This is a genomic window from Novosphingobium sp. TCA1 (assembly GCF_009811895.1).
Classification (GTDB): Bacteria; Pseudomonadota; Alphaproteobacteria; order Sphingomonadales; family Sphingomonadaceae; genus Novosphingobium; species Novosphingobium panipatense_A.
The window spans coordinates 31663-56894 of the sequence record NZ_BLJH01000012.1 but is presented as its reverse complement, the minus strand read 5'-3'; the positions used below and the strand labels follow the sequence as shown (position 1 = coordinate 56894).

Below are 25232 nucleotides of genomic sequence, written 5' to 3'. Positions count from 1 at the left end.
CCGCACGGGGGATGGCTGGCGCGCGTGCTTGCCTGGTCAGACGGCAATGCTAAACACCTGTTCAATATTCCGGGCGCAGATGCCCCGCGAATGACATGGGAGAAGGCATGGCGGATCGGGCACCCATCGCGCTGGTGACGGGAGCGAGCAGGGGCGCGGGGCGGGGCATAGCCGTGGCGCTCGGGCGACATGGCTGTACCGTCTATGTCACCGGACGCAGCGTGCGATCGGGAGACCACGCGCTGCCGGGCACGATCCACGAGACGGCACGCGCCGTGACGGAGGCGGGTGGCAGGGGCGTGGCGGTCGCCTGCGATCACGGCGACGACGAGCAGGTGGCAGCGCTGTTCGAGCGTATCCTGGCCGAAGAAGGGCGTCTCGACATCCTGGTGAACAATGCCGCCGCCATTCACGACGAGCTGACCGAGCCCGGCGAGTTCTGGGAAAAGCCGCTCAAGCTGGCGGGCCTGATCGATGTCGGCCTGCGCAGCGGGTACGTCGCCGGCTGGCACGCTGCCGGGATCATGGCCGGGCAGGATCACGGCCTGATCGTCTTCACATCGGCTTCCGGCGCGGCGCATTACGCGCTCGGCCCGGCCTATGGCGCACACAAGGCGGGCATGGACAAGATGGCGTTCGACATGGCGCAGGACTTCCGACACGCGGGCCGCAACGTCGCCGTCCTGTCGGTGTGGATGGGAGCCTTGCTGACCGACCGGCTCAAGGCCGTGATCGCGTCCGATCCCGTACGGTTCGGCCATGTCGAAGGGCATTGCGAGACACCTGAGTTCACCGGGGAGGTGATCTGGCGTCTCTACCGCGATCCCGACCTCGCGGACTTGAGCGGCACGACGCTCGTAGGCGCCGGGATCGCGCGGAAGTACGGGCTGACCGATGGCGGCCGGGTACCGCCGACCGCTGCGGAACTGCACGGCGTGGAACCGCCTGTATTCCATCCTGCCGTCATCCGCTGAAGGAGAGCACCATGGCCGATATCGAGAAAATGGCGCAGGATCTTGCCTATCTGATGGATCGCCGCGCCATCGAGGACTGCGTACACAGCCATGCGCGCGGTCATGACCGGTTCGACGTGGACCTGCTCACCGCCGCCTATCACCCGGACGGGATCGACGAACATGGTGCTGCCGCGGTCAACCGGGGACCGGACTATGCCGCCTGGGCCAATGCGATCCACGCGGGCGGGTGCCAGCTCTGCCTGCACAACATCACGACGCACAACTGCGAGATCGACGGCGATGTCGCCCATGCCGAAAGCTATGTGCTGGTCGGCCTGCTCAACCCCGACGGCAGGACGGTGCGCTTCATCAACGGCCGCTATGTCGACCGGCTGGAGAAGCGCGGCGGCGTCTGGCGGATCGCCCTGCGGCGCTGCACTGTGGACTTGCTGATCGCCGGGGATGCCTCGATCCTGGACATGCCGCAGTTCAGGGCGGGCGGTTACATCAAGGGGCGCCGCGACCAGGCGGATGTCTCCTATAGCCGTCCGATGACGCTGGAGGACGACGTGGACCGCTGGTGAGCGGTCAGGCGAGCGTGCGCGCCGCGATCGTCATGCCCACGTCGGCCGTTTCGCCGGGCGCCAGCCAGAGCATGGTTTCCGGTGCGCGGTTGATGGCATCGGTGGCGTGGCTGACCGGCTCCACGCAGAAATAGTCTTGCCCCTCGGGCGAGAATACCACGGTGGTCGTCAGCGGCTGCGAAGGGGAGATTGTCAGGCCCAGACCGCGCGCGGGCCAGTCGATCTCGAGCGCGCCTTCGCGGTCGGTATAGGCGGTATCGACCGCGCGGGTGCTGACCGGTTCGCCCTGCCACCAGTCGATCGCCTCCTCGTGCTCGTCGAGCGAACTCGGCAGGCAATCGGGCGTATTGTACCATTCGCCCCGGTGCAGGCCGCGATAGAGGGTGCTCTCGTCGCGCGGGAAGTAGGGGTGGAAGCCGAGACCGGCCGGCATGGCCGCATCGCCGAGGTTGGTGACCGAAAGCGAGGTGCTCAGCCCCTCCGCGCCGAGTTCGAACGTCTGGCGCGCCAGGTAGGGCCAGGGCCATTCGCCGCCGGGATAGGCATGTTCGAGAACGGCGGTTTCCGCGCTCTGCTGCGCCACCGTCCATGCCGCCAGCCAGCCGAAGCCGTGCAGCGGATGGGGATGGTCGCTACCGGGGAAATTGGGTGCGATCGTGCCCTTGCGCAGGCCGGTGTTGAAGCGGCCCCGCGCGATACGGTTGGAGAAAGGGACCAGCGGGAAGCTGGCGACGTCGAAGATCGTGTCTCCGCAAACGGGCCGCATCAGCGGCTCGCCCTGCCAGTCCAGGCGCAGCACGGCGCCGCCGCGTTCGGGGGCCAGTTCCAGCCGATAGCCGTGTGCTTCGAGGATGATCATCGCTTCCGGTCCACTCCCATGGGACGCGCCGCCCGTCTTGGTGGCCGGGCCGGCGGTAGTTGGGGTAGCGCTAACAGAGGCCCGGTGGCAAGTCCGCAACCTTTCGGTCCAGCGGTTATTTCCTGCGATTGCGGACGTTTCCGGTGTCTTGCCAGCGCCCCCAACGCCCCATTGATGAGTTCCGTTCATTACGGCGTGCTTGATCGCGGGACTAATCGCGCCGCAGGAACAGGCTTATCTTTGCTCAGGCGCCGTCACCCGAAACTCCCCCCGAATTCCGGCGCCGCCCTGTCAAAGGAGAACGCCTCATGAAAACGCGTAGTCTCGGCCGCAGCGGCCTTGAAGTATCGGCTCTAGGCTTCGGCTGCATGGGTCTCGATTTCGGCTATGCGACGAAAGTCACCCGAAGCGAAGGCGTCGATCTCATCCGGGCTGCCGTCGATCGCGGCGTGACTTTCTTCGATACGGCCGAAGTCTATGGCCCCTACACCAATGAGGAAATGGTGGGCGAGGCGCTGGAGGGGCTTCACGACAAGGTGGTGATCGCCACCAAGTTCGGCATGAACATCGTCGATGGCCAGATGCAGGGGCTGAACAGCCGCCCCGAACAGATCCGCGCCGTGGCCGAAGCCTCGCTGAAGCGGCTGCGCGTCGAGGTGATCGACCTGTTCTACCAGCACCGCGTCGATCCCGAGGTGCCGATCGAGGACGTGGCGGGCACCGTGAAGGACCTGATCGCGCAAGGCAAGGTGCGCCATTTCGGCATGTCCGAGCCCGGCGCCGAAACGGTTCGCCGCGCCCATGCGGTGCAGTCGGTGGCGGTGCTCCAGAACGAGTATTCGATGTGGACGCGCGGGCCGGAGACCAACGGCATTCTCGAAGCCTGCGAGGAACTGGGCATCGGCCTCGTGCCCTATTCGCCGCTCGGCAAGGGTTTCCTGACCGGCGCGATGAGCAGCGAGACGAAGCTGGGCGAGGGCGATTTCCGCAGCCGCCTGCCGCGCTTCACGCCCGAGGCGATGGCGAAGAACCAGGCGCTGGTGGACCTGCTGAAGTCCGTGGCCGAGGCCAAGGGCGCCACGCCCGCGCAGATCGCGCTGGCCTGGCTGCTGGCGCAGAAGCCCTGGATCGTGCCGATCCCGGGCACGACCAAGCTCCACCGCCTGGAAGAGAACATCGCCGCAGCCGAAGTGGATCTGTCGGCATCGGAACTGGCCGGGCTTCAGGCCGCCGCCGATGCCATCCAGGTGGAGGGCGATCGCTACCCACCCGAACTCATGGCCACGACCGGACGCTGAACCTGCCTTTCCTCCCCCGCGGGGGAGGAAAGGCCTTAGAGTCTGTTTGAAAATTCGCGGAATGCGAATTTTGCGGCACCGGCCCGCGCCCCCACTCTACCACCCAACGGTAGTATCCTGCGGGTGGTAGGGTGGGGGCGCGGGCCGGTGCCGCAAAAAAATGCCCTTTTGGGCATTTTTCAAACGGGCTCTTACTCGCCGCGATAGCGCAGGGCGTCCACCAGCAGGCGGAACGCCGCCGAAGGCTGGCGGCGGCTGGGGTAGTAGAGGTGATAGCCCGAGAACGGCTGGCACCATTCGTCCAGCAGGGGGACAAGCGCGCCGGATTCGATGTGCGGCCGGGCGTAAGTGTCCATCATCATGGCGATCCCGGCGCCGTCCAGCGCAGCTTGCAGGATCAGGGCCATGCTGTCGAACGTCAGCTGGCCGTCGACCCGCACGTTGAGCTCGCGGCCGTCCTTCTCGAATTCCCAGGCGAAGATGCTGCCGCGCGTGCGGAAGCGCAAGTTGATGCACTGGTGCGCGGCCAGGTCATGCGGGGTTTCGGGGATGCCGTGGCGGGCCACGTAGTCGGGCGAGGCCACGGGCACCAGGCGGGCGAGAGGGCCGATGCGCACGGCGATCATGTCCCGCGCGATGGATTCGCCGAGACGGACCCCCGCGTCATAACGCTCGGCGACGATGTCCACGAAGCCGGAATCGATGTTCAGCTCTACATTGATGTCGGGATAGAGCGGCAGGAAGCCGCGCAGGGCAGGCCAGATCACCGAATTGGCGGCATGTTCGGAGGCGGTAAGGCGGATCGTGCCGGCGGGCTTGTCGCGCAGTTCGCTGACGGTGGCGATGCCCATCGCGATCTCGTCCATGGCCGGGCGCAGGGTAGTGAGCAGGCGCTCGCCCGCCTCGGTGGGAGAGACCGCGCGGGTGGTGCGCGAAAGCAGGCGCACGCCCAGCCGCGATTCCAGGCGCCGGATCGTATGGCTCAGCGCCGATTGCGAGGAATCCAGCTTGGCGGCGGCGCGGGTGAAGCTGCCCTCGTCGGCTACGGCGATGAAGGCGGCCAGGTCGGCAAGGTGTTCGCGTTGCATTGATGAGGTCATATCATGAATGAGCGGCCTTTGCGCGCTCATACGCAAGGTCTTGTACAAAAGAATCGGGAACATCATTCCCCGCCAAGACTTTGTAATTGCCGCAGGTTCTTCTTGACCTTTGTCTGCAAACCGGATCATCTTCGCCGCTGTCGAGGGATCACCTGGAGCCCGATGATTTTGCGAGCTGGATTCGATCGCTTCCTATTGGTCCCGCTCGCGGCAGGCCTGCTGGCCTCCTGCGCGGTAGGCCCCGATTACAAGCCCCGCAGCGCCCCCGAACTCGGCGTACCCGATCAGTGGTCGGTCACCGCCGCGCCGCAGGTCGAAGACCTGACGCGTTGGTGGCGGAATTTCGACGATCCGGTGCTGACCGGGCTGGTGGAGCAGGCGGCTTCGGCCAATCTCGATCTGGAACAGGCGGCAGCGCGGCTGCGGCAGGCGCGCGAATCCCTGATCATCAGCCGGGCCGCGCTATTTCCCTCCGTCAGCGGCTCCGGCAGCGCCGGGCGCAGCGAGGCGCTGAAGGGCGGGGGCACCGTCATCACCCTGCCGGACGGCACCGTGACCCAGACCGGCGGCGGCGGCAATTCCAGCTTCGCGCTGGGTCTGGATGCCAGCTATCAGCTCGACCTGTTCGGCGGCAATCGCCGCGCGGTGGAGGCGAGCAGGGCGCAGTTCGAGGCTTCGGGCTTCGATTATGCCACCACCTTGCTGACGGTGCAGAGCGAAGTTGCGCGCAATTATGTGCTGGCACGCGCCTATCAGGCCCAGCTGGACAATGCCCGCGCCAGCCTGTCCATCCAGGACGAGAATCTCCAGATCGCCGAGTGGCGGGTCATGGCCGGGCTGGTGTCCTCGGTCGATCAGGAGCAGGCCCGCGCCAGCCGGGCGCAGACCGCCGCGGGCATTCCGCAGATTGAACAGCAATACAACGCCGCCGTCTCGCGCATTGCGGTGCTGACCGGGCAGGCGCCGGGCGGGGTGAAGCCGCTGCTTGAAGCGGTCCGTCCGATCCCCAAGGGGCCGGAGCAGGTGGGCGCGGGCATTCCCGCCAACGTCCTGCGCCAGCGGCCGGACGTCCGCTCGGCAGAGCGCCAGCTTGCCGCCACCACGGCGCAGATCGGCGTCGCCAAGGCGCAGCTGCTGCCCCAGCTCACCATCAGCGGCAGCCTCGATACCAACGCGTCGAGCTTCGGCAGCCTGTTCGACACGATCACCGGCAGCCTGTTCGGCGGGATCAGCCAGGCGATCTTCAATGCCGGGCGGCTTTCCGCGCAAGTCCGTTCCAGCCGCGCCGCCGCCGACGGTGCCTTCGCGGCCTACAAGTCCTCGGTGCTGACGGCGCTGGAGGATATCGAGAACGCCGTGGTGGCCTTGCGGTCCGCCGAGGAGCGCGAGCGCCAGTTCGCGGTCGCGCTCGACGCGTCGAACAATTCCGCATTGCTGGCCCGCGCGCAGTACCGCAGCGGCCTGACCGATTTCACGACGCTCAACACGCAGGAAAGCGCGCTGATCTCCGCCCGCAACGGGCTGGTCCAGGCGCATTCCGACCGCGCCACCGCGCTGATCGCGCTCTACGACGCGCTCGGCGGCGGTTGGGACGCGACTTCCGATTATACTGTGCTGGCTACCGAGCCCAAGAACTCAGAGGCCCAGAACCAACTAGGCGGAACCAACTAGATGGCCGACGAAAAACTCGACGAATTTCTGGGCGCGGACAAGAGGCCGGTCTGGCAGCGCAAATGGGTGTTCTGGACCGGGCTGATCGTGCTGGCACTGCTCTGCCTGTTGCTGTTCCGCTGCCTGGGCACGACCGAAAAGCAGAACTTCGCGACTACCAAGGCGGAAAAAGGCAGGCTCGTCACCAGTGTTTCGGCCACCGGCAAGCTGGCGCCGACCAATCAGGTCACCGTGGGCTCGCAGCTTTCCGGCCTAGTCGTGAAAGTGCTGGTCGACGTGAACGACCAAGTGAAGGCAGGGCAAGTACTGGCGGAAATCGATCCCGAACAAATCGAGGACCAGATCCGGCAAGGGCAGGCCCAGCTTGCCGCCAATCGCGCGCAAGTGGAGCAGGCCCGCGCGACCCTGTCGGAATCGCAGGCGCAGCTGGCGCGGCTGGAGGATGTGGCGCGTCTTTCCGGCGGCAAGGTTCCCTCCAAGACCGAACTTCAGGCGGGCCGCGCGGACATGCAGCGCGCTGCCGCCGCGCTCAAGACCGCGCAGGCCAATGTCCTCGCCGCCGAAGCCTCGCTGGCGCAGAATCAGACCCAGCGGGCGCGGGCGCGGATAATCTCGCCGGTTTCGGGCGTGGTGCTGGCGCGGCAGGTCGATCCCGGTCAGACCGTGGCTTCCTCGTTCAACACCCCGACCCTGTTCGTGATCGCCGAGGATCTCAGCGAAATGAAGCTGGAAGTGGCGATCGACGAGGCCGACGTGGGCACGGTCAAGGAAGGCCAGAGCGCCAATTTCACCGTCGATGCCTTTCCCGGCCAGACTTTCCCGGCAAAGATCACGCGGGTGGAGATCGCGTCCAACCTGACGGCCTCCTCGGCCAGTTCCTCCAGCTCCTCCACGACGTCTACCAGCACCAGCGGGCAGGTGGTTTCCTATGCGGCGGACCTTTCCGTCGCCAATGCGGACCTGAAGCTGCGGCCCGGCATGACCGCCACGGCCGATATCGTCACTTCGGACAAGGATCAGGTGCTGCTGATTCCCAATGCGGCGCTTTCCTATTCGCCGCAGGCCTCAGGCAATGCCAAGAAAAAGAGCGGCGGCGTGACCGATGCCATCGGCTTCCGCCCGCCGCGCCGCGGCCAGCGCGCGACCAAGAGCGCCACGCTCGATCGCGGCACCCGCCAGACGGTCTATGTGCTGGGCGCCGACAACAAGCCGCAGGCGGTGGAGATCGTGACGGGCAGCACCAACGGCCAGCAGACCGAGGTGGTTTCCGGCGATCTGAGGCCCGGCATGCAGGTGATCACCGGCGAACTGGCCGGAACGGGAAGCTGAGGGCGCCGCGCGTGACCGGCACCGAACCCGACCGTTCGCCGATCATCTCGCTACGCGGGATCACCAAGGTGTTCGGCACCGGCGCCACCGCGTTCCGCGCGCTGAAGGGCGTCGATCTCGATATTGCGGCGGGTGATTTCGTGGCGGTCATGGGGCCGTCCGGTTCGGGCAAGTCCACAATGATGAACATCCTGGGCTGCCTCGACGTTTCGACATCCGGCGAATTCCTGTTCCATGGCCATCATGTCGAAAGTCTCGACCGCGATCAGCGCGCGCTGCTGCGGCGGCGCTATCTCGGCTTCGTGTTCCAGGGCTTCAACCTGCTGGCGCGCACCTCCGCGCTGGAAAACGTGGAACTACCCTTGCTCTACCGGGGCGATCCCAAGCAGGATCGCCGCAAGGAGGCCATGGCCGCGCTCGACAAGGTGGGGCTGGCCGACTGGGCAGGGCATACGCCCGGCGAGCTTTCCGGCGGTCAGCAACAGCGCGTGGCGATTGCCCGCGCCATCGTCACCAATCCCGAAGTCCTGCTGGCCGACGAGCCTACCGGCAACCTCGACAGCCAGCGCTCGGTAGAGATCATGGAGTTCCTCTCGGCGCTCAACCGCGATTCCGGGATCACTGTGCTGATGGTGACGCATGAGCCGGACATGGCCGAATATGCCCGGCGCATCGTCCACTTCAAGGACGGCCTGATCGACCGCATCGAACAGGGCAATGGTGCTCATACTGGCGCCCATACTGGTGCGGGAGTGACGGGCTGATGCTGGGCACGATCTTCCTTCTCGCGCTGCGCTCCATCCGGCGGCATATGTTGCGCTCGCTGCTGACGATGCTGGGCATCGTCATCGGCGTGGGCGCGGTCGTCTCGATGGTGACGCTGGGCAAGGCGACGACGGCGGCGGTGACGCAGCAGATCGCCGCGCTGGGCACCAATATCCTCCAGGTCCGCCCCGGACAGGGCTTCGGGCGCGGTGGTGGCGGGCCGTCTCCCCGCGATTTCGACCCGTCCGACATCGTCGCCATCCGCCAGCAGGTGGGCGGAGTCATGGCGGTGGCGCCGCAGGCCTCGTCCAGCGGCACGGCGATCTACGAGGGCGCCAACTGGTCCACCACGATCAACGGCACCACCTCGGACTATTTCAAGATCCAGCCCTGGCCGCTGCAGGAAGGGCGGCTGTTCAACGAGGATGAGGAATCGGCGGGCAAGTCCGTCTGCATCATCGGATCGACGGTGAGCACCAACCTGTTTCGCAATGCCGATCCGATCGGCAAGCGCTTCCGCATCGGCGATGTCTCCTGCGACGTGATCGGCCTCCTGACCACCAAAGGGCAGGCAGGGTTCGGCGGGGACCAGGACGATATCGTCATCATGCCGATCAAGACGGTGCAGCGCCGCTTCCTGGGTTCCACCTCGATCCGCACGATCCTGGTGGGCGTGGACGACGACTATTCCAGCGAGCAGGTCCAGCAGACGCTCACCCGCCTGCTGCGCGAGCGCCGCCATGTTACCGAGGGCAAGGACGACGACTTCAATATCTTCGATACCAAGCAGATTTCCGATACGCTGACCCAGACGACGACGATGCTCACGCAGATCGTGGCCGCCGTGGCCGCGATCAGTCTGGTAGTGGGCGGTATCGGCATTATGAACATCATGCTCGTCTCGGTGACGGAGCGTACGCGCGAGATCGGCATTCGTCTGGCGATCGGCGCCGTCGCCAACGAAGTGCTGCTGCAGTTCCTGGTGGAGGCGGTGGTGCTATCGTGCCTGGGCGGCGTGATCGGCCTGCTGCTGGCCCAGGTCGTGGTCGGCATCGCCACACCGCTGATGGACCTGCCGTGGATATTCGATCCCGCCGTGAACCTCGGCGCTTTTGCCGTCTCGGCGGCGATCGGCGTGATCTTCGGCTATTTCCCGGCCCGGCGCGCCGCCAGCCTCAACCCGATCGACGCGCTTCGTCATGAATAAAGGCCGTCACGAATGAGGAGAGCGGCAAATGCCCGAGCGAACTGATGCCGATGCGCCCTTGCGCGGACTGATCGTGGGCATGGCGAACGACCAGTCGCTCGCCTGGGGCTGTGCCGAGGCATTGCGCGCGGAAGGCGCGGAGCTGGCGATCACGTTTCAGGGCGAGAAAGCCCGCCCCCATGTCGAGCCACTGGCACGGGCGCTGGACGCCCCGTTGTTCCTGCCACTGGATGTGACCGATCCGCAGGAGATGGAGGCCGTTTTCGCGGAGATCGCAGCCCGCTGGGGCAGGCTGGATTTCGTGCTTCACTCGGTGGCCTTCGCGCCCAAGCAGGATCTTCACGGGCGCGTGGTGGACAGCTCGGTGGAAGGCTTCACCAAGGCGATGGACGTCTCCTGCCATTCGCTGATCCGGCTGGCCCGCCTTGCCGAGCCGCTGATGACAGGCGGCGGCTCGATCCTGACGATGAGCTTCTACGGCTCGGAAAAGGTCGTGCCGGGCTACGGGTTGATGGGGCCGGTCAAGGCGGCATTGGAAAGCAGCGTGCGCTACCTGGCCGACGAACTCGGCCCTGCCGCCATTCGCGTCAATGCACTGTCCACCGGCCCGGTGCGCACGCGTGCCGCTTCGGGTCTGTCCCATCTCGACGAACTGATCCGGCTGGCGGCCGAAAAGGCGCCGCTGCACCGGCTGGTGACGATCGAGCAGATCGGCCATATGGCGGCTTTCCTGCTCGGGCCGAAAGCGCGCTTCGTCACCGGGCAGACGGTCTACGTCGACAGCGGCTACAACACCATCGGGTAAGGAGTTTGTTTGAAAAATGCCCATTCGGGCATTTTTAGCGGCACCGGCCCACGCCCCCACCCGACCTCCCACGAGTGTATCCTGATGGGAGGTCGGGTGGGGGCGTGGGCCGGTGCCGCTAGCCTTCGACGGATGTCGAAGGCGCACCAAACAAAGACTCCTTTAATTCAGTTCCTCGAACCAGCCGAGCTTGCGCATCACGATCTTCTCCGCCTCCAGCAGGAGGAACAGCGCGGCGCCGATCACCAGCAGGATCAGGCCGTCGCGCAGGGAGATCGGGCGGGATTCGAAGACCTCCTGCAAGGGCGGCAGATATGTGAAGGCAAGCTGGGCCACGATCACGCAGGCGATGGCGATCAGCACCGGCCGCGTTCCTTTCGTGCCTTCGAACGTCAGCGAGCGCATGTGCAGGTAGCGCACGTTGAAGAGGTAGAATATCTCGGCGATGATCAGCATGTTGACGACCAGCGTGCGGGCTTCCTCCACGCTGTCGCCCATGCGCTGGGCGCCGAAGAATACGGCGAGCACGACGGCCGCGAACAGCACCGATACCAGCACGACCCGCCAAAGCAGGAAGCTGGACAGCAGCGGCGCGTCGCGTTTGCGGGGCGGGCGCTGCATGATGCCGAGCTCGGGCGGTTCGAAGGCGAGCACGAGGCCCAGCGTGACGGTCATGACCAGATTGATCCAGAGGATCTGCGTCGCTGTCATCGGCAGCGCAAAGCCGACGAGAATGGCGAGCACGACGGCGATCGCCTCGCCGCCATTGGTCGGCAGGGTCCAGGCGATGACCTTGCGGATGTTGTCGTAGACGGTGCGGCCTTCGCGCACGGCGGCGACGATCGAGGCGAAGTTGTCGTCCAGCAGCACCATTTCCGAAGCCTGACGGGCCGCTTCGGTGCCGCTGACGCCCATGGCGGTGCCGACGTCCGCCTGCTTGAGCGAGGGCGCGTCGTTCACCCCGTCTCCGGTCATGGCAACGATCGCGCCGCGTGACTGCTGCGCGCGCACGATACGCAGCTTGTGCTCAGGGCTGGCGCGGGCGAAGACGGCGGTTGCGGGAACCGCCTCTGCCAGTTCCTCGTCGCTCATCGCCTCGATCTGCGCGCCGGTTAGCGCCTTGGGATCGTCCGCGAGGTCGAGCTGGCGGGCGATGGCGAGGGCGGTGGCGGCATGGTCGCCGGTGATCATCTTCACCGCGATCCCGGCAGAGCGGCACTCGGCGATGGCCAGCCGCGCTTCCTCGCGCGGGGGATCTATGAAGCCCATGACGCCCAGCATCGTCGCGCCTTGCAGCAGCGCGAAGTCGAGCCGCTGCGTATCGCCGGGAACCTCGCGCATGGCGAAGCCCAGCACGCGTTCGCCTTCGCTTGCGGCACGGTCGATCGCGGCATTCCAGGACGAGGCCTGTGTGTCGGTGGCACCGAGCGCGAGAACGGCTTCCGGCGCGCCCTTGACGAAGGCCAGGCAGCGTCCCTCGTCCGTGCGGCACAGCGTGGCCATCAGGCGATAGGTCGCATCGAAGGGGATCTCGTCGATCCGCCGCCATTCCTGCCTGAGCCGCTCGTCGTCGATGCCCGCTTTGCGGGCCAGCGCGAGCAGGGCGCCTTCCATGGGGTCGCCGGTGACCGTCCAGATGCCGCCCACGAGTCTCAGATGCGCGTCGTTGCAGAGCGCGCCGCAGCGAACGATGTCCGGCGGAACCGCATCGCCGCTGCCTGCGGTCGCGGTGATCACGCCGTCCGGGGCATAGCCGATGCCCGAGACCGCGAACTCGTCTTCCCCGGCCACCACGCGCGTCACCATCATCTCGTTGCGGGTAAGAGTGCCGGTCTTGTCGGTGCAGATCACCGAAGTGGCGCCCAGCGTCTCGACGGCCGGGAGCTTGCGGATCACCGCCTTGCGTGCCGCCATCCGCTGCACGCCGATGGCAAGCGTGATGGTGATGACCGCGGGTAGGCCTTCCGGCACTGCGCCCACCGCCAGCGCGACCACGGAAATCAGCGCGTCCACCCGGTCGAAATCGCGCAAGGTAATGGCGAACAGGTAAAGCGCGACGCCCGCCGCGAAGATGGCCAGCGTCAGCCGGTTGGCGAAAGCGTCGATCTGGCGCAGCAGCGGCGTGGTGATGCTGGGAACGGCGTGAAGCAGTTTGCTGATGCGCCCGATCTCGGTGGCGCTGCCGGTGGCGACCACCACGCCGGTGGCCTGGCCGCGCGCGACGAGCGTGCCCGAATAGGCCATCGAAGCCCGGTCGGCGAGCGATGCGGCGGTCTCTGCCGGTTCCTCGTGCTTTTCCGAGGCGACGGATTCGCCGGTCAGCGCCGCTTCCTCGACGGCGACGCCGCGCACGCGCAGCAGCCGCAGATCTGCCGGAACACGGTCTCCGGCGTCGAGCGTGACCACGTCGCCCGGCACCAGTGCGGCGGCATCCACGCTGTCGCGAATGCCGCCGCGCAGGACATGGGCCTTGTCGGTAAGCAGGCTTTCCATGCCGCTGAGGGCTTTTTCGGCCCGCCCTTCCTGGACGAAGCCGACCACGGCATTGACCACGACGACCAGCACGATCACCGCAGCGTCCACCGCATGGTCCAGCAGCAGCGCCGCCAGCGCGGCGGCCAGCAGGAAATAGATCAGCGCATTGTTGAACTGTGCCAGGAAGCGCAGGATCGGCGGCGTCCCCTTGGGGCTGGGCAGGGTATTGGGGCCGTATTGCTCCAGCCGCAGCGCGGCTTCGCCTGCCGAAAGGCCTTCCGGTGCAGTATCGAGAGCGGCAAGGGCGGCGTCCTTGCTCATGGCGTGCCAGTCGCGCGCGGCTTCGGATAGCATCAGGGTCCCCGTTTTCGTGCGTTCGTCGTACAGGGTGACAGTCACGCGACGGTCACCGCGCGGCGTCCGCTCCGAATCTGCGGGCGGATATCTGAATTCGGGCGGCGGCATTCGCCGTTTCCAAGTAAGCGTGGAAACGAATCCCGCAGCCTATGGGCTTAATCCTGTGAAAAGATTTGGCATTTGACTTTGCCCAAGGCAAGCGCAACCTTGTGTTTCGTTTTATGGAATGCCGGTTCCGCCATTTTTCGAACCGTCTTTCCGACCGGAACGGACGTGAATGTAAAGGTTGACCTTTCGCAGTGACGGGCGCAGCTTTCTTCGCGCACAAGGCAAATGATCGATGAGTTGCCGGTTCCAGAGACTTTCTGGAAATCGGAATACGAAGCCGGAATTTTCACAGTCATTTCTGAGCAGTCATTCTTACAGGGCAGTTTTCCCGTAATCTGCGGGAACAGGTCGGGAGAACGTCATGGGCTGGATTATTGCATTGATCGTTGGCGGTATTGCCGGGTGGCTCGCCAGTCTGGTCATGAACCGCGATGCCTCGATGGGCATACTCTGGAACATCGTGGTGGGCTGCGTGGGTTCGGTGATCGGCAATCTGATCGCCAACCAGTTCGGGATCGCCGGTTCGGTGAAGGAATTCTCGATCGTGGGTCTGCTGGTGGCGTTTCTGGGCGCCGTGGTGCTCCTGGCGATCGTCAATCTGGTCCAGCGGGGCCGCGTGCGCTGAAGACATCGGCCGAAGTTTGCTGAACCAAGCTCTACGGGACTTTTGATGAGCCTATTCAAACGGGCGGCGCTCGGTGCGTCGTGCTTAGGGTCTTGCCTGCTTCTCGGCGCCTTTCCAACATCTCCGGCGGTTGCGCAGGGCGCCCGGGCGACCTCGCCGCCGGAATTCGCGCGGCGCATGGAGCATCTGAAGCCCGGCGAATGGGTCTGGGCGCCGGACGTCTCTCCTTCCGGGCCGGTCATGGTCTATGTGGACCTGTCGCGGCAGATCGGCGTGGTCTACCGCAACGGCGTGAGGATCGCCGCGACCACGGTGTCCAGCGGGAAGGCGGGCCACGCCACGCCGACCGGGGTGTTCACCATCCTGCAGAAAGACGCGAAGCACCGGTCGAGCAAGTACAACAATGCGCCGATGCCCTATCAGCAGCGCCTGACCTGGGACGGCGTCGCTCTCCATGCGGGCGGGCTGCCGGGCTACCCCGAGAGCCACGGCTGCGTCCACCTGCCATACGGTTTCGCGAAGGAACTGTTCGCCATCACCAAACTGGGCGTTACCGTGGTGGTGGAAGGCGATGCCGAAACCCACGTCCGTTCCAGCGACAACAGCCTGCTCGTGCCCTTCGATGCGCAGGGCAAGCCCGTCGATCGCACCCCGCTGAGCGGCGGCGAGCAATATCGCTGGAACCCGCAGCTTTCGCCCTCCGGCCCGATCTCGATCATCGTTTCCAAGCTCGACCAGCGCATCGTCGTGCTGCGCGGCGGGGTGGAGATCGGCCGCAGCGTGGCGCAAGTGAACGACAGCGATCCCGGATCGCATGTCATCACTCTGGCGACGCGCGACGGCAAGCCGCGCTGGATCTACGTCGGCCTGCCGGGGCACGGCGATGACGAAGGGCGGGAAGTGGACGAATCCGTGATCAACCGCCTGCGCCTGCCGCGCCCGTTCTACGAGAAGGTGAAGGCGCAGCTGGTGCCCGGTACGACCATCCTCGTCACCAACTCGCGGGTGTCCGAGGGACCCTTGCAGCACCTGACGGTGATCGACGCCATCATGCCTACCCCCTGAACTTACCTGCGGGACAGATCGTGCAAGCGCCGGGGTGACCGGAGCGGGCATGGCTTTCTATTCGGACGGCGACTGTTGTGCTGCCGAAATGCAGTGATACTCTGAAATTGTCCTGAGATCAGGAGTGCTTCCTTGAAAGTTGCCGTCTTTAGCACCCGCCCATACGACCGTGAATTCCTGGACAGTGCGAACGATGAATCCAAGGCGGGACATGCCTTGTTCTATCTGGAGTCCCGGCTCAATTCGCAAACCGCGCACCTTGCCAGGGATCACGACTGTGTCTGCGCTTTCGTGAACGACCAGCTCGGGCGCGCGGAACTGGAAATTCTCGCAGCGGGTGGCACCCGGCTGATCGCCTTGCGCAGCGCAGGCTTCAACAATGTCGATCTCGACGCGGCCGACGCACTGGGGCTGCGGATCGGCCGCGTGCCGGCCTATTCGCCCGACGCCATTGCCGAGCATGCGGCGGCGCTGATCCTCACGCTCAACCGCAAGATCCACAAGGCCTATGCCCGCGTCCGCGAAGGCAATTTTGCCCTGGAAGGCCTGCTGGGCTTCGATCTCAAGGGCAAGGTCGCAGGCGTGATCGGCACGGGCAAGATCGGCATCAACCTCGCCCGCATCCTCAAGGGCTTCGGCTGCGAAGTGCTGGCGAGCGATCCCTTCGAAACGCCGGAACTTGCCGCGATCGGCGGGCGCTACGTGCCGCTGGACGAATTGCTGGCGCGCTGCGACGTGATCAGCCTCCATTGCCCGCTGACGCCTGAAACCCACCACATGATCGGCCGCGAGGCGATCGCGAAGATGAAGCGCGGCGTCATGCTCATCAACACCAGCCGCGGCGCGGTGATGGATGCCCGCGCGATCATCGCGGGCCTGAAGAGCGGCAAGGTCGGCTACGTCGGGCTGGACGTCTACGAGGAAGAGGAAGATCTCTTCTTCGAGAACCTGTCGGACCAGGTCATTCGCGATGACGTCTTCGTGCGGCTGATGACCTTTCCCAATGTGCTCATCACCGGGCATCAGGGCTTCTTCACGCGCGAGGCGATGACTGCGATCGCCGGAACCACGATCGACAATATCAGCGCTTTCGAGCGGAGCGGTGCGCCGCTTCATCCCGTGCCGTCAGAGCGCCGGGGATAGGCTGCCCCGGTGGCGGCAACGGTTCCCGTTCTCGCGCTCGTGCCGATCCTGGCCCTCGTCGGGCTGATGACGGGGCTGCGCTGGTCGGCGGCGGCGGCGGGCACAGCTTCGGCAGTGATTGCCGCGATCGTGGCGGTCGGCGCTTTCCAGTTCGGAGATACGCCCGCCGACCTTGCCGGACCGCTGCTGGAAGCGGTGTTCACGGCGGCGACCATCCTGTGGATCGTGTTCCCGGCGCTGTCCATTCACGAATATCAGGTCCGTACCGGAGCGACCGGGGTGATCGGCGACTGGCTGTCCTCGATCTCGTCGGATCCGGCGTCCACCGCCCTGCTGGTCGGCTATTTCTTCGCAATGTTTCTGGAGGGTGCCTCGGGCTTCGGGACGCCGGTGGCGATCGTGGCGCCCATGCTGGTGGCGCTGGGCGTACCTGCCGAGCGCGCGCTGCTGGTGGCCCTGATCGGCCATGTCGTGGGCGTCTCGTTCGGCGCGGTGGGCGCGCCGATGGTCCCGCTGACAGACGCCGCGCCGGTGGACGAGCGGCGGCTGTCGCTGGCGATCCTGCTGCTGCACGCCTGCATCGGCTGGACCCTGGCGCTGATCGTGGTGAAGCTGGGCACGGTGCGGTCCGATCGGACGGTTTCTTCCGGCAGTTCCAGGGCTTCGTGGCAGGTGGCTATCATGGCGGCAGCCTGCTTCTTTCCTGCCGCCGCACTGATCGCCGGGCTGGCCGGGCCGGAACTGCCGACGCTGGGCGGCGCCTTGCTGGGCGGGGCGCTGTTCGTCGTCTGGCTGCGGCGCGGCTCTCCGCCTGCGCGCGGCAACGATGCGCCAGACACCGGGGCACTGATGCGGGCCGGACTGCCCTATATGGTGCTGGTCGTGCTGATCCTGGCCAGCCGCCTGATCGATCCGCTGCGCCTCTCCCTGCGTTCGCACCACATCGAATGGACTTACCGCCAGGCCTTCGGAGACCAGATGCTGCCGCTCTACCATCCCGGCACCATGCTGTTCCTGGCTTTCGTCCTGACGGCCTTGGGCAATCGGTCGCGGCCGCGCCTTGTCGCCGCGTCGATGGGGGCGGCGCTGCGCCGTCTGCCGCAAGTGGCGATCGCGCTCGTTTCGGTCCTGACGCTGGCGCGCTTCATGGTGCATGGCGGGTTGATCGACGCCCTTGCGGTCGGCGCCACCGGGCTGTTCGGACAGGCCTGGCCGCTTGCGGTGCCGCTGGTGGGGGCGCTCGGCTCGTTCGTCACCGGGTCGGGCACGGCTTCCAACATCATCTTCGCCAACTTCCAGGTGGCCGCCGCCGATGCGGTGACCTTGCCCCACTGGCTGGCATTGGCCGGACAGAGCCTGGGATCGGCGATCGGCAACATCATGGCGCCGCACAACATCGTGGCGGGCACGGCCACGGTGGGGCTGGTGGGGCACGAGGGCAAGGCCCTGTCGCGCACGGCGCCGATCTGTCTGGCCTACGCGCTGGCGGGCGGGGCGATCGTGCTGGGCGTCTACTGGGCGCTCGGTACTTTGCGGCCATCCTGAATTATTGTGCCGCATTCTGCGGGCAATTATTGCGCGATTTCAGCCGTGTTGCAGTGCTTGTGTGCAATGCTGCAATTGTTCGCGTCATAATAGCGCGGTTAATTAGTGCGCATTAATATGAAATGATGTTGAGTATTGTGTCTTGCCTGTGTAATAAATTCGGGTGATAGCGGTTCCGGCATGATCACGGCGCACCTGCGCCGGGCGATCGAACGGCGAATTCGGCAAGGCGCGAGCCTTCCCCCATGGCGTGCAATGGAAGGTTCCGATCTTCCATCCCACTTCCGCCTCCTGTCCAGCAGCCCACCGAGAGTGACAGGAGGCGGAAAAACCACCGCTTTTTCTCATCACTTTCGCCGCGATTGATGATCGGAATTTTGCGCCGCCCCGAAGGCGCGGTTGCGCTTGATCGTTGCAGCATATCGCGCGAGACTCCGCCCCGTGGAGATGCTGCCGACATGACAATAACCGCCCGCAGAACAGGGCGGACCCGACCGGAAGGAGAATGACATGGACGCGAAGACCTCTAGCGGGAACATGGGCGGCTGCCCGATGCATGGCGATCCGGTACGATCGCTCCTGGGCCGCACCAACCGCGACTGGTGGCCCAACCAGCTTTCCCTCGACATCCTGCCCCAGGGCGGCGCGAACCCGCTGGGTGGCCACTTCGACTATGCGCAGGCCTTCAAGTCGCTCGACTATGCTGCGCTCAAGGCCGATCTCACCGCATTGATGACCGACAGCCAGCCCTGGTGGCCGGCGGACTATGGCCACTACGGCCCGTTCTTCATCCGCATGGCCTGGCACAGCGCGGGCACCTATCGCACCGGTGACGGGCGCGGCGGTGCCTCTTCCGGCAATCAGCGTTTCGCTCCGCTCAATTCCTGGCCGGACAATGCCAATCTCGACAAGGCGCGCCGCCTGCTCTGGCCGATCAAGCAGAAGTACGGCGCGAAGCTCTCCTGGGCGGACCTGCTGATCCTGACCGGGAATGTCGCCATCGAGTCCATGGGCGGGCCGACTTTCGGCTTCGGCGGCGGGCGAGAGGACATCTTCGAGCCGGAAAAGGACGTCTACTGGGGCACCGAGGAGCAATGGGTGGGGCAGGGTGCCGAAACCCGCATCCAGCCGGAGCGGGAGATGGCGCTCGAAAACCCGCTGGCGGCGATCCAGATGGGCCTCATCTACGTCAATCCCGAAGGTCCGGGCGGCGAGCCCGATCCCATCGGCTCGGCCCGCGACATTCGCGAGACGTTCGCGCGCATGGGCATGAACGACGAGGAAACCGCCGCGCTTACGGCGGGCGGCCATACTTTCGGCAAGTGCCACGGCGCGGGCGACGCCGCCAAGGTGGGTGCGGAGCCCGAAGGCGCGGACATCGCCCAGCAGGGACTTGGCTGGCAGAGCGGCCATGAAAGCGGCTTCGGCGATCACACGATCACCTCGGGCCTCGAAGGCGCCTGGACGCCGACGCCGACGAAGTGGGACATGAGCTATCTGCACATGCTGCTCGACTACGAATACGAACTGGTCCGCAGCCCGGCAGGGGCGCAGCAGTGGCAGCCGGTGGATCAGAGGCCGGAAGACCTGGCCCCCGGCGCCCACAGCCCCGAACGCCGCCTGCCGACGATGATGACCACGGCCGACATGGCCTTCAAGGTCGATCCCGAATATCGCCAGATCCTGGAACGTTTCCGCGCCAGTCCCGACTATTTCGGCGATGCCTTCGCACGGGCCTGGTTCAAGCTCTGCCACCGCGACATGGGGCCGAAGGCGCGCTATCTCGGCCCGGAAGTCCCGGCGGAGGACCTGCTCTGGCAGGACCCGATACCGGCGGCGGATGGCCCCGTCATTACCGGCGAGGACGTGGCTGCGCTCAAGGGCAGGATCCGCGATTCCGGCCTGAGCGTCGCGCAGCTCGTCTCCACCGCCTGGGCTTCGGCCTCGACCTATCGCGGGTCGGACCATCGCGGCGGCGCGAACGGCGGCCGCCTGCGTCTGGCGCCGCAAAAGGACTGGGACGTCAACGAGCCGGAGAAGCTGGCGAAAGTCCTGGAGGTATATGAGGGCATCAAGGCCGATTTCGACGGCGGTGCTTCGGGCCGAAAGGTCTCGATTGCGGATCTGATCGTGCTGGGCGGCAGTGTGGGCATCGAGAAGGCGGCGGCGGACGCGGGAACCCCGCTCGACGTCGCGTTCGTGCCCGGCCGCACCGATGCCGCGCAGGAGCAGACCGACGTGGACGGTTTCGCCGTGCTCGAACCGCGCGTGGACGGCTTCCGCAACTACCTCCAGGTTTCCTTCACGGTGCCCACGGAGGAGCTGCTGATCGACCGTGCCCAGCTGCTCGGCCTGAGCGCGCCGGAAATGACGGTTCTGGTCGGCGGGCTGCGTGTGCTGGGCGCCAACCACGGCGGCCGGACGGACGGCGTCCTTACCGACCGGCCGGGCCAACTCACCAACGACTTCTTCGTCAATCTGCTCGACATGGGCACGGCGTGGAAGCAGGTGGACGACGAGGCGGACGAGACCTTCATCGGCACCGACCGTGCATCCAACCAGCCGAAGTGGACGGCGACGCGGACGGACCTGGTGTTCGGCTCCAACGCGCAGCTTCGCGCGCTCAGCGAGGTCTATGCCGCATCGGATGCCGGGCCGCGATTCCTCAAGGACTTCGTGACCGCCTGGTGCAAGGTGATGAACGCGGACCGCTTCGATCTGGCATGAGCGGGCGTGCTTCACCGCAACTTTCGCGAAGCATATAAAGATATCTTTATATTTGCTTCGCGAAAGCTGACGGGGTAGGGACGATGCATTCGAGGCGCCGGGCTCAGTCCGGCGTCTCGCGTAACGTCCAACGTACCAGGAGCTTCCCGTGGCCACTGCCCAGATCGCCCACGACTACGCCATTACCGATATCTCGCTCGCCGATTTCGGCCGTACCGAGATCAACATCGCCGAGACCGAAATGCCGGGCCTGATGGCGCTGCGCGAGGAATTCGGCGCGTCGCAGCCGCTCAAGGGCGCCCGCATCACCGGTTCGCTCCACATGACGATCCAGACCGCCGTGCTGATCGAGACGCTGGTCGCGCTCGGCGCCGACGTGCGCTGGGCGACCTGCAACATCTACTCGACCCAGGACCACGCCGCCGCCGCCATCGCCGCCGCCGGCATCCCGGTCTACGCGATCAAGGGTGAATCGCTGGCCGATTACTGGGACTACGTCGGCAAGATCTTCGACTGGTCGACCGAAGAAGATCCCAACCTCACCGCCAACCTGATCCTCGACGACGGCGGTGACGCCACCATGTTCGCGCTCTGGGGCGCGCGCGTCGAAGCCGGTGAGCCGCTGTTCGAGCCCACCAATGCCGAGGAAATCGAGTTCGTCCGCGCGCTCAACGCCTTCCTCAAGGCCAAGCCGGGCTACCTCTCGCGCTCGGTCAACGCCATCAAGGGCGTTTCTGAAGAGACCACCACCGGCGTCCACCGTCTCTACCACCTCGCCAAGGACGGCAAGCTGCCGTTCCCCGCGATCAACGTGAACGATTCGGTCACCAAGTCGAAGTTCGACAACCTCTACGGCTGCAAGGAATCGCTGGTCGACGCGATCCGCCGCGCCACCGACGTGATGCTGGCCGGCAAGGTCGCCTGCGTTGCCGGTTTCGGTGACGTCGGCAAGGGTTCGGCCGCTTCGCTCCGCAACGGCGGCGCCCGCGTGATGGTCACCGAAATCGACCCGATCTGCGCCCTTCAGGCCGCCATGGAAGGCTATGAAGTCGTCACCATGGAAGACGCCGTGAAGCGCTGCGACATCTTCGTCACCGCCACCGGCAACGAAGCCGTCATCACCGGCGAGCACATGGAAGCCATGCGCGACAAGGCGATCGTCTGCAACATCGGCCACTTCGACAGCGAGATCCAGATCTCGGCGCTCGACAACTACGACTGGAAGGAAGTTAAGCCGGGCACCGACCTGGTCACTTTCCCGGACGGCAAGCAGATCATCGTCCTCGCCAAGGGCCGCCTGGTGAACCTGGGCTGCGCCACCGGCCACCCGAGCTTCGTGATGTCGTCGAGCTTCACCAACCAGACGCTCGCCCAGATCGAACTCTTCACCAAGAACGACGACTACGAGAACCGCGTCTACGTGCTGCCCAAGCACCTCGACGAGAAGGTCGCCGCGCTGCACCTCGAAAAGCTGGGCGTGAAGCTCACCAAGCTTTCGAAGAAGCAGGCCGACTACATCGGCGTGCCGGAAGCCGGCCCGTTCAAGCCGGACCACTACCGCTACTGATTTGTCAGGTCGGGAATGCCCATCCGGGCATTCCCGATGCGGCACCGGCCCACGCCCCCACCCGACCTCCCATCAGGATACACTAGCGGGAGGTCGGGTGGGGGCGTGGGCCGGTGCCGCAAGCTCGTCACGGATGTGACGAGCGCACAGACAATGGCGCTCTCCCCATTGTCTTTACGGCTTGCGCACCTCATAGCCGTGGGTGAATGGACCAGGATCGCCTCGTACCCCTCCTGATCGGTCTTCTGCTCGCTGCCTGGATGCTGGCGGCGGCCTGGGCCGTGCTCACCGCGCGTAGCCGCCAGAAGCGGGCGGAAAGCCAGCTTCGCTCGGCGCGCAGGCTCGGGCGTATGGTCGAGGAATCGCCCGCCCTGCCGCTGCTCGTCCGCTCCGACGGGCGAATCGAGGCCAGTCCGCGCCTTACCCAGTGGCTGGGGCTGGACGGCGTGCCGCAGTTCCTTTCCGAACTCGATCCCGGCGAACGCGGCGGCGAACGCGGGCTTCCCACGGAGAAGCTGGAAGAATTGACCGAGGCGGTGCGCCGCACCCAGAAGACCGCCACGCCGTTTCGCATGGTGCTGACGCCGCGCGGCTCGACCCGCTCGCTGGCGCTGCGCGGCCATCTGGCCGACCCGCAAGTCTCGCCCGGCGGCGCGGCGCTGGTCTGGGTCTTCGATTTTTCCGACAGCGAGACCGAACTCACCCGCCTGCGCGACGAAGCCTCGCGGGCGCGGGGGGACTTCACCGCGCTCGTCTCGCTGATCGAGGCGGCGCCGATGCCGATGTGGTTCCGCCGCCCGGACGGCGAGTTGCAACTGGTGAACTCGGCCTATGTCGCCGCCGTCGGAGGGGACAGCGCCCAGGGCGTGGTCGCCAGCGGCACCGAACTGGTCGAGAACGTCGACGGCCTTACCCCGGCGCAAGTGGCGCGGGTGGCGGCGGACAAGGGCGCGCCGATCCAGCGCATCGTCTCCACCACGATCAACGGCCAGCGCCGCGCCATGCGCGTCAGCGACCTGCCGCTGGGTGAGGACGGGGTGGCGGGTTATGCCGTCGATATCGAAGATCTTGAGGAAATGTCGCGCTCGTTCCGCGCTTTCCGCGAGACCCAGCGCGCGCTTCAGGACCAGCTTTCGGCAGGCGTGGCCCAGTTCGATGCCAAGAAGCGCCTCACGTTCGCCAACCAGCCGTTCCAGCGCCTGTTCAAGCTCTCCGCCCAGGCCCTGCAGGATCTGCCCGCGTTCGAGCGCCTGCTCGACGCTGCCCGCGATGCCGGGCGCGTGCCGGAAGCGCGGGACTTTCCTGCCTGGCGGCGGGAGAAGGCGGCCTGGTTCGCGGCAGGCACCGCCAGCGAGGAGGCCTGGACGCTCGCGGACGGCACGCACTTGCGCATCGTCGCCCAGCCGGTGCCGGACGGCGGCCTCATGCTCATCGCCGAGGACCGCACCGAGCAGCTGCGCCTTTCCGCCGTGCGCGACACCCTGCTGCGCACGCGGACGGCGACGTTCGACAGCTTGTTCGAATCGATCGCAGTCTTCGCGCCCGACGGCCGCATGCAGATCTGGAACCGCCGCTTTGCCGCCGATTGGGGGCTCGACAGCGACTTTCTCGACACCCATCCGCATATCCAGGACCTGCTCAAGAAGATCGCGCCGCGCCTCAAGCGCCCGGCCGAGGCAGAGACGGTGGGCGGCGTGGTGCGCACGGCCACGCTCGACCGGGGGCAGAAAGGCGGGCGCATCGCGCTGGCCGACGGGCGCATGCTGGAATTCGCGGGCGTTCCGTTGCCGGACGGGAACGGGCTGCTCGCCGTTCTCGACATCACCGATTCCCAGAAGGCCGAGGCGGCGCTGCGTGAAAGCAATGCGGCCCTGATCGAGGCCGATACGATCAAGACGCGCTTCCTTGCCAAGATGAGCTACGAACTGCGCACGCCGCTCACGTCGATCGGCGGCTTCGCGGAACTGCTGGAAGCGGGCATCGGCGGCGACCTGTCCGAGAGCGGGCGCGAATATGTCGGCGCGATCCTGACTTCGGTAGAGGCGCTGGGCGATCATATCGACAGCCTGCTGGATCTTTCGCAGAGCGAGGCGGGGCTGCTGCCGCTCAAGCGCGAAGAAATCGATCCGATGCCTTTCGTGCGCGCCGTGGTGGAGGAACGCGCCGCGCGTCTCCAGAAGGCGGGGCTGGTGCTCGATCTCCAGGCCAATGGGCTGCTGCGGCCGATCTCGGGTGACCGCAAGCGGCTGGCGCGCGCGCTGGGCCATCTCGTCGACAATGCCATCGAGGCCTCGCGGCAGGGGCAGCACATTCTCGTCCAGCTCGGGCGCCGCAAGTCGGGCGAGGGGGAATGGCTCCAGATCCTCGTCCAGGACCAGGGCGCGGGGATGGACAGCCGCAGCATCGCGCTGGCGCTCGACGGCATGAAGGCCAGTGCCGACGGCAAGTCGGTGGAGCGCAGCCAGGGCCTTGGCCTGCCGCTCGCCCGCCAGCTTGTCGAGGCCCATGGCGGTGCGCTGCGTCTCGTTTCCGAGCCCGGCAAGGGCACCAGCGCTCTGGTGGAGCTTCCGTGAACATTGCATTGCCCGACCTCGCCGCGATGGAGCGCTTCGGCCGCGCCATTGCCGACCAATTGCGCCCCGACGACGTGATCGCGCTGACCGGCGGCCTCGGCGCGGGAAAGACCACGCTCGCCCGCGCGATCATCGCCGCACTCGGGCATGAGGGCGAAGTGCCGTCGCCCAGCTTCGCGATCATCGAAGTCTACGATCCCCCGGCCTCGGGCGGACCGGGCGTGCGCCTGCCGCTCGTCCATGCGGACTTCTACCGGTTGAAGGATCCGTCAGAAGCCGACGAGATCGGCCTCGACGACTATCGCCAGGGCGCGGCCCTGATCGCGGAGTGGCCCGATCATGCCGGAGGGTTCGCCCATGAGCCGGGCTGCCTCTCAATCGCGCTGGAAGTTGCGGATGAGGGGCGGATCGCCATTGTCGAGCCCGGCCCTGATTGGCGGGATCGCGTTTCGTTCTGATTTTATCAGAACAGC

General features: G+C 66.1%; 19 protein-coding genes. 16 read left to right on the top strand and 3 right to left on the bottom strand.

Going from position 1 to position 25232, the window contains the following annotated elements:
- The first annotated feature begins 107 nt into the window (after nt 1-107).
- Both NTCA1_RS14695 and NTCA1_RS14690 read left to right on the top strand, forming a co-directional pair.
- Nucleotides 108-974: an SDR family NAD(P)-dependent oxidoreductase gene (locus tag NTCA1_RS14695; RefSeq protein ID WP_159831063.1), complete on the top strand. Its 867-nt coding sequence runs from the start codon at nt 108-110 to the stop codon at nt 972-974.
- An 11-nt stretch (nt 975-985) separates the two neighbouring features.
- Nucleotides 986-1540, top strand: a complete 555-nt coding sequence (locus NTCA1_RS14690; protein WP_133083764.1) for a nuclear transport factor 2 family protein — start codon at nt 986-988, stop codon at nt 1538-1540.
- A gap of 4 nt (nt 1541-1544) precedes the next feature.
- Here the strand turns inward: NTCA1_RS14690 and NTCA1_RS14685 are convergent, their stop codons facing one another.
- Nucleotides 1545-2399 (bottom strand): aldose 1-epimerase, encoded by an 855-nt coding sequence (locus NTCA1_RS14685; RefSeq protein ID WP_159831062.1) that lies wholly within the window; start codon nt 2397-2399, stop codon nt 1545-1547.
- 308 nt (nt 2400-2707) lie between these two features.
- On the opposite strand from NTCA1_RS14685, the gene NTCA1_RS14680 reads away from it, so the two are divergent.
- A complete protein-coding gene (locus NTCA1_RS14680) occupies nt 2708-3697 on the top strand; it encodes an aldo/keto reductase (protein WP_159831061.1) in 990 nt (329 codons plus the stop codon).
- A 191-nt stretch (nt 3698-3888) separates the two neighbouring features.
- Here NTCA1_RS14680 and NTCA1_RS14675 read toward each other — a convergent pair whose 3' ends face one another.
- Nucleotides 3889-4785 (bottom strand): LysR family transcriptional regulator, encoded by an 897-nt coding sequence (locus tag NTCA1_RS14675; RefSeq protein WP_086493631.1) that lies wholly within the window; start codon nt 4783-4785, stop codon nt 3889-3891.
- 174 nt (nt 4786-4959) lie between these two features.
- Here NTCA1_RS14675 and NTCA1_RS14670 point away from each other — a divergent pair, with 174 nt between their 5' ends.
- From NTCA1_RS14670 to fabI, 5 genes are read left to right on the top strand one after another with little or no spacing between them, the layout of a single operon-like run.
- Nucleotides 4960-6468: an efflux transporter outer membrane subunit gene (locus tag NTCA1_RS14670; RefSeq protein ID WP_159831060.1), complete on the top strand. Its 1509-nt coding sequence runs from the start codon at nt 4960-4962 to the stop codon at nt 6466-6468.
- On the top strand, nt 6469-7797 hold the full coding sequence (locus NTCA1_RS14665; RefSeq protein WP_159831059.1) for an efflux RND transporter periplasmic adaptor subunit: 1329 nt from the start codon (nt 6469-6471) through the stop codon (nt 7795-7797).
- Nucleotides 7798-7808: 11 nt separating this feature from the next.
- The gene (locus tag NTCA1_RS14660) at nt 7809-8561 is read left to right on the top strand and encodes an ABC transporter ATP-binding protein (protein WP_159831058.1); all 753 of its coding nucleotides are present in this window, start codon (nt 7809-7811) and stop codon (nt 8559-8561) included.
- Nucleotides 8561-9769 carry an ABC transporter permease gene (locus tag NTCA1_RS14655; RefSeq protein WP_159831057.1) on the top strand — a complete coding sequence of 403 codons (1209 nt, stop codon included), beginning with the start codon at nt 8561-8563 and terminating at the stop codon, nt 9767-9769. Before NTCA1_RS14660 ends, NTCA1_RS14655 begins: the two co-directional genes overlap by 1 nt.
- Nucleotides 9770-9797: 28 nt before the next feature.
- Nucleotides 9798-10574, top strand: coding sequence for an enoyl-ACP reductase FabI (gene fabI, locus NTCA1_RS14650; protein WP_159831056.1), 777 nt, complete (start codon nt 9798-9800; stop codon nt 10572-10574).
- 162 nt (nt 10575-10736) lie between these two features.
- On the opposite strand, the gene NTCA1_RS14645 is transcribed toward fabI, so the two are convergent.
- Entirely contained in the window at nt 10737-13448 is a 2712-nt protein-coding gene (locus NTCA1_RS14645) for an HAD-IC family P-type ATPase (protein WP_306439292.1), read from the bottom strand.
- 427 nt (nt 13449-13875) lie between these two features.
- Between NTCA1_RS14645 and NTCA1_RS14640 the strand changes: the two genes are divergently transcribed.
- From NTCA1_RS14640 to tsaE, 8 genes are all read left to right on the top strand, one after another.
- Nucleotides 13876-14139, top strand: coding sequence for a GlsB/YeaQ/YmgE family stress response membrane protein (locus NTCA1_RS14640; RefSeq protein WP_086493625.1), 264 nt, complete (start codon nt 13876-13878; stop codon nt 14137-14139).
- 45 nt (nt 14140-14184) lie between these two features.
- Entirely contained in the window at nt 14185-15204 is a 1020-nt protein-coding gene (locus NTCA1_RS14635) for a L,D-transpeptidase (protein ID WP_086493624.1), read from the top strand.
- 132 nt (nt 15205-15336) lie between these two features.
- The gene (locus NTCA1_RS14630) at nt 15337-16347 is read left to right on the top strand and encodes a 2-hydroxyacid dehydrogenase (RefSeq protein WP_159831055.1); all 1011 of its coding nucleotides are present in this window, start codon (nt 15337-15339) and stop codon (nt 16345-16347) included.
- Nucleotides 16348-16356: 9 nt separating this feature from the next.
- The gene (locus tag NTCA1_RS14625; protein ID WP_236549335.1) at nt 16357-17892 is read left to right on the top strand and encodes an L-lactate permease; all 1536 of its coding nucleotides are present in this window, start codon (nt 16357-16359) and stop codon (nt 17890-17892) included.
- 510 nt (nt 17893-18402) lie between these two features.
- Nucleotides 18403-20619 (top strand): catalase/peroxidase HPI, encoded by a 2217-nt coding sequence (katG, locus tag NTCA1_RS14620; RefSeq protein ID WP_159831054.1) that lies wholly within the window; start codon nt 18403-18405, stop codon nt 20617-20619.
- Nucleotides 20620-20767: 148 nt separating this feature from the next.
- The gene (gene ahcY / locus NTCA1_RS14615; RefSeq protein WP_201282493.1) at nt 20768-22186 is read left to right on the top strand and encodes an adenosylhomocysteinase; all 1419 of its coding nucleotides are present in this window, start codon (nt 20768-20770) and stop codon (nt 22184-22186) included.
- A 206-nt stretch (nt 22187-22392) separates the two neighbouring features.
- Complete coding sequence (locus NTCA1_RS14610) at nt 22393-24759, top strand: PAS domain-containing sensor histidine kinase (protein WP_159831053.1); 2367 nt, start codon at nt 22393-22395, stop codon at nt 24757-24759.
- Nucleotides 24756-25217: a tRNA (adenosine(37)-N6)-threonylcarbamoyltransferase complex ATPase subunit type 1 TsaE gene (gene tsaE / locus NTCA1_RS14605; protein ID WP_133083773.1), complete on the top strand. Its 462-nt coding sequence runs from the start codon at nt 24756-24758 to the stop codon at nt 25215-25217. The genes NTCA1_RS14610 and tsaE overlap by 4 nt, the downstream gene beginning before the upstream one ends.
- Nucleotides 25218-25232 lie beyond the last annotated feature (15 nt).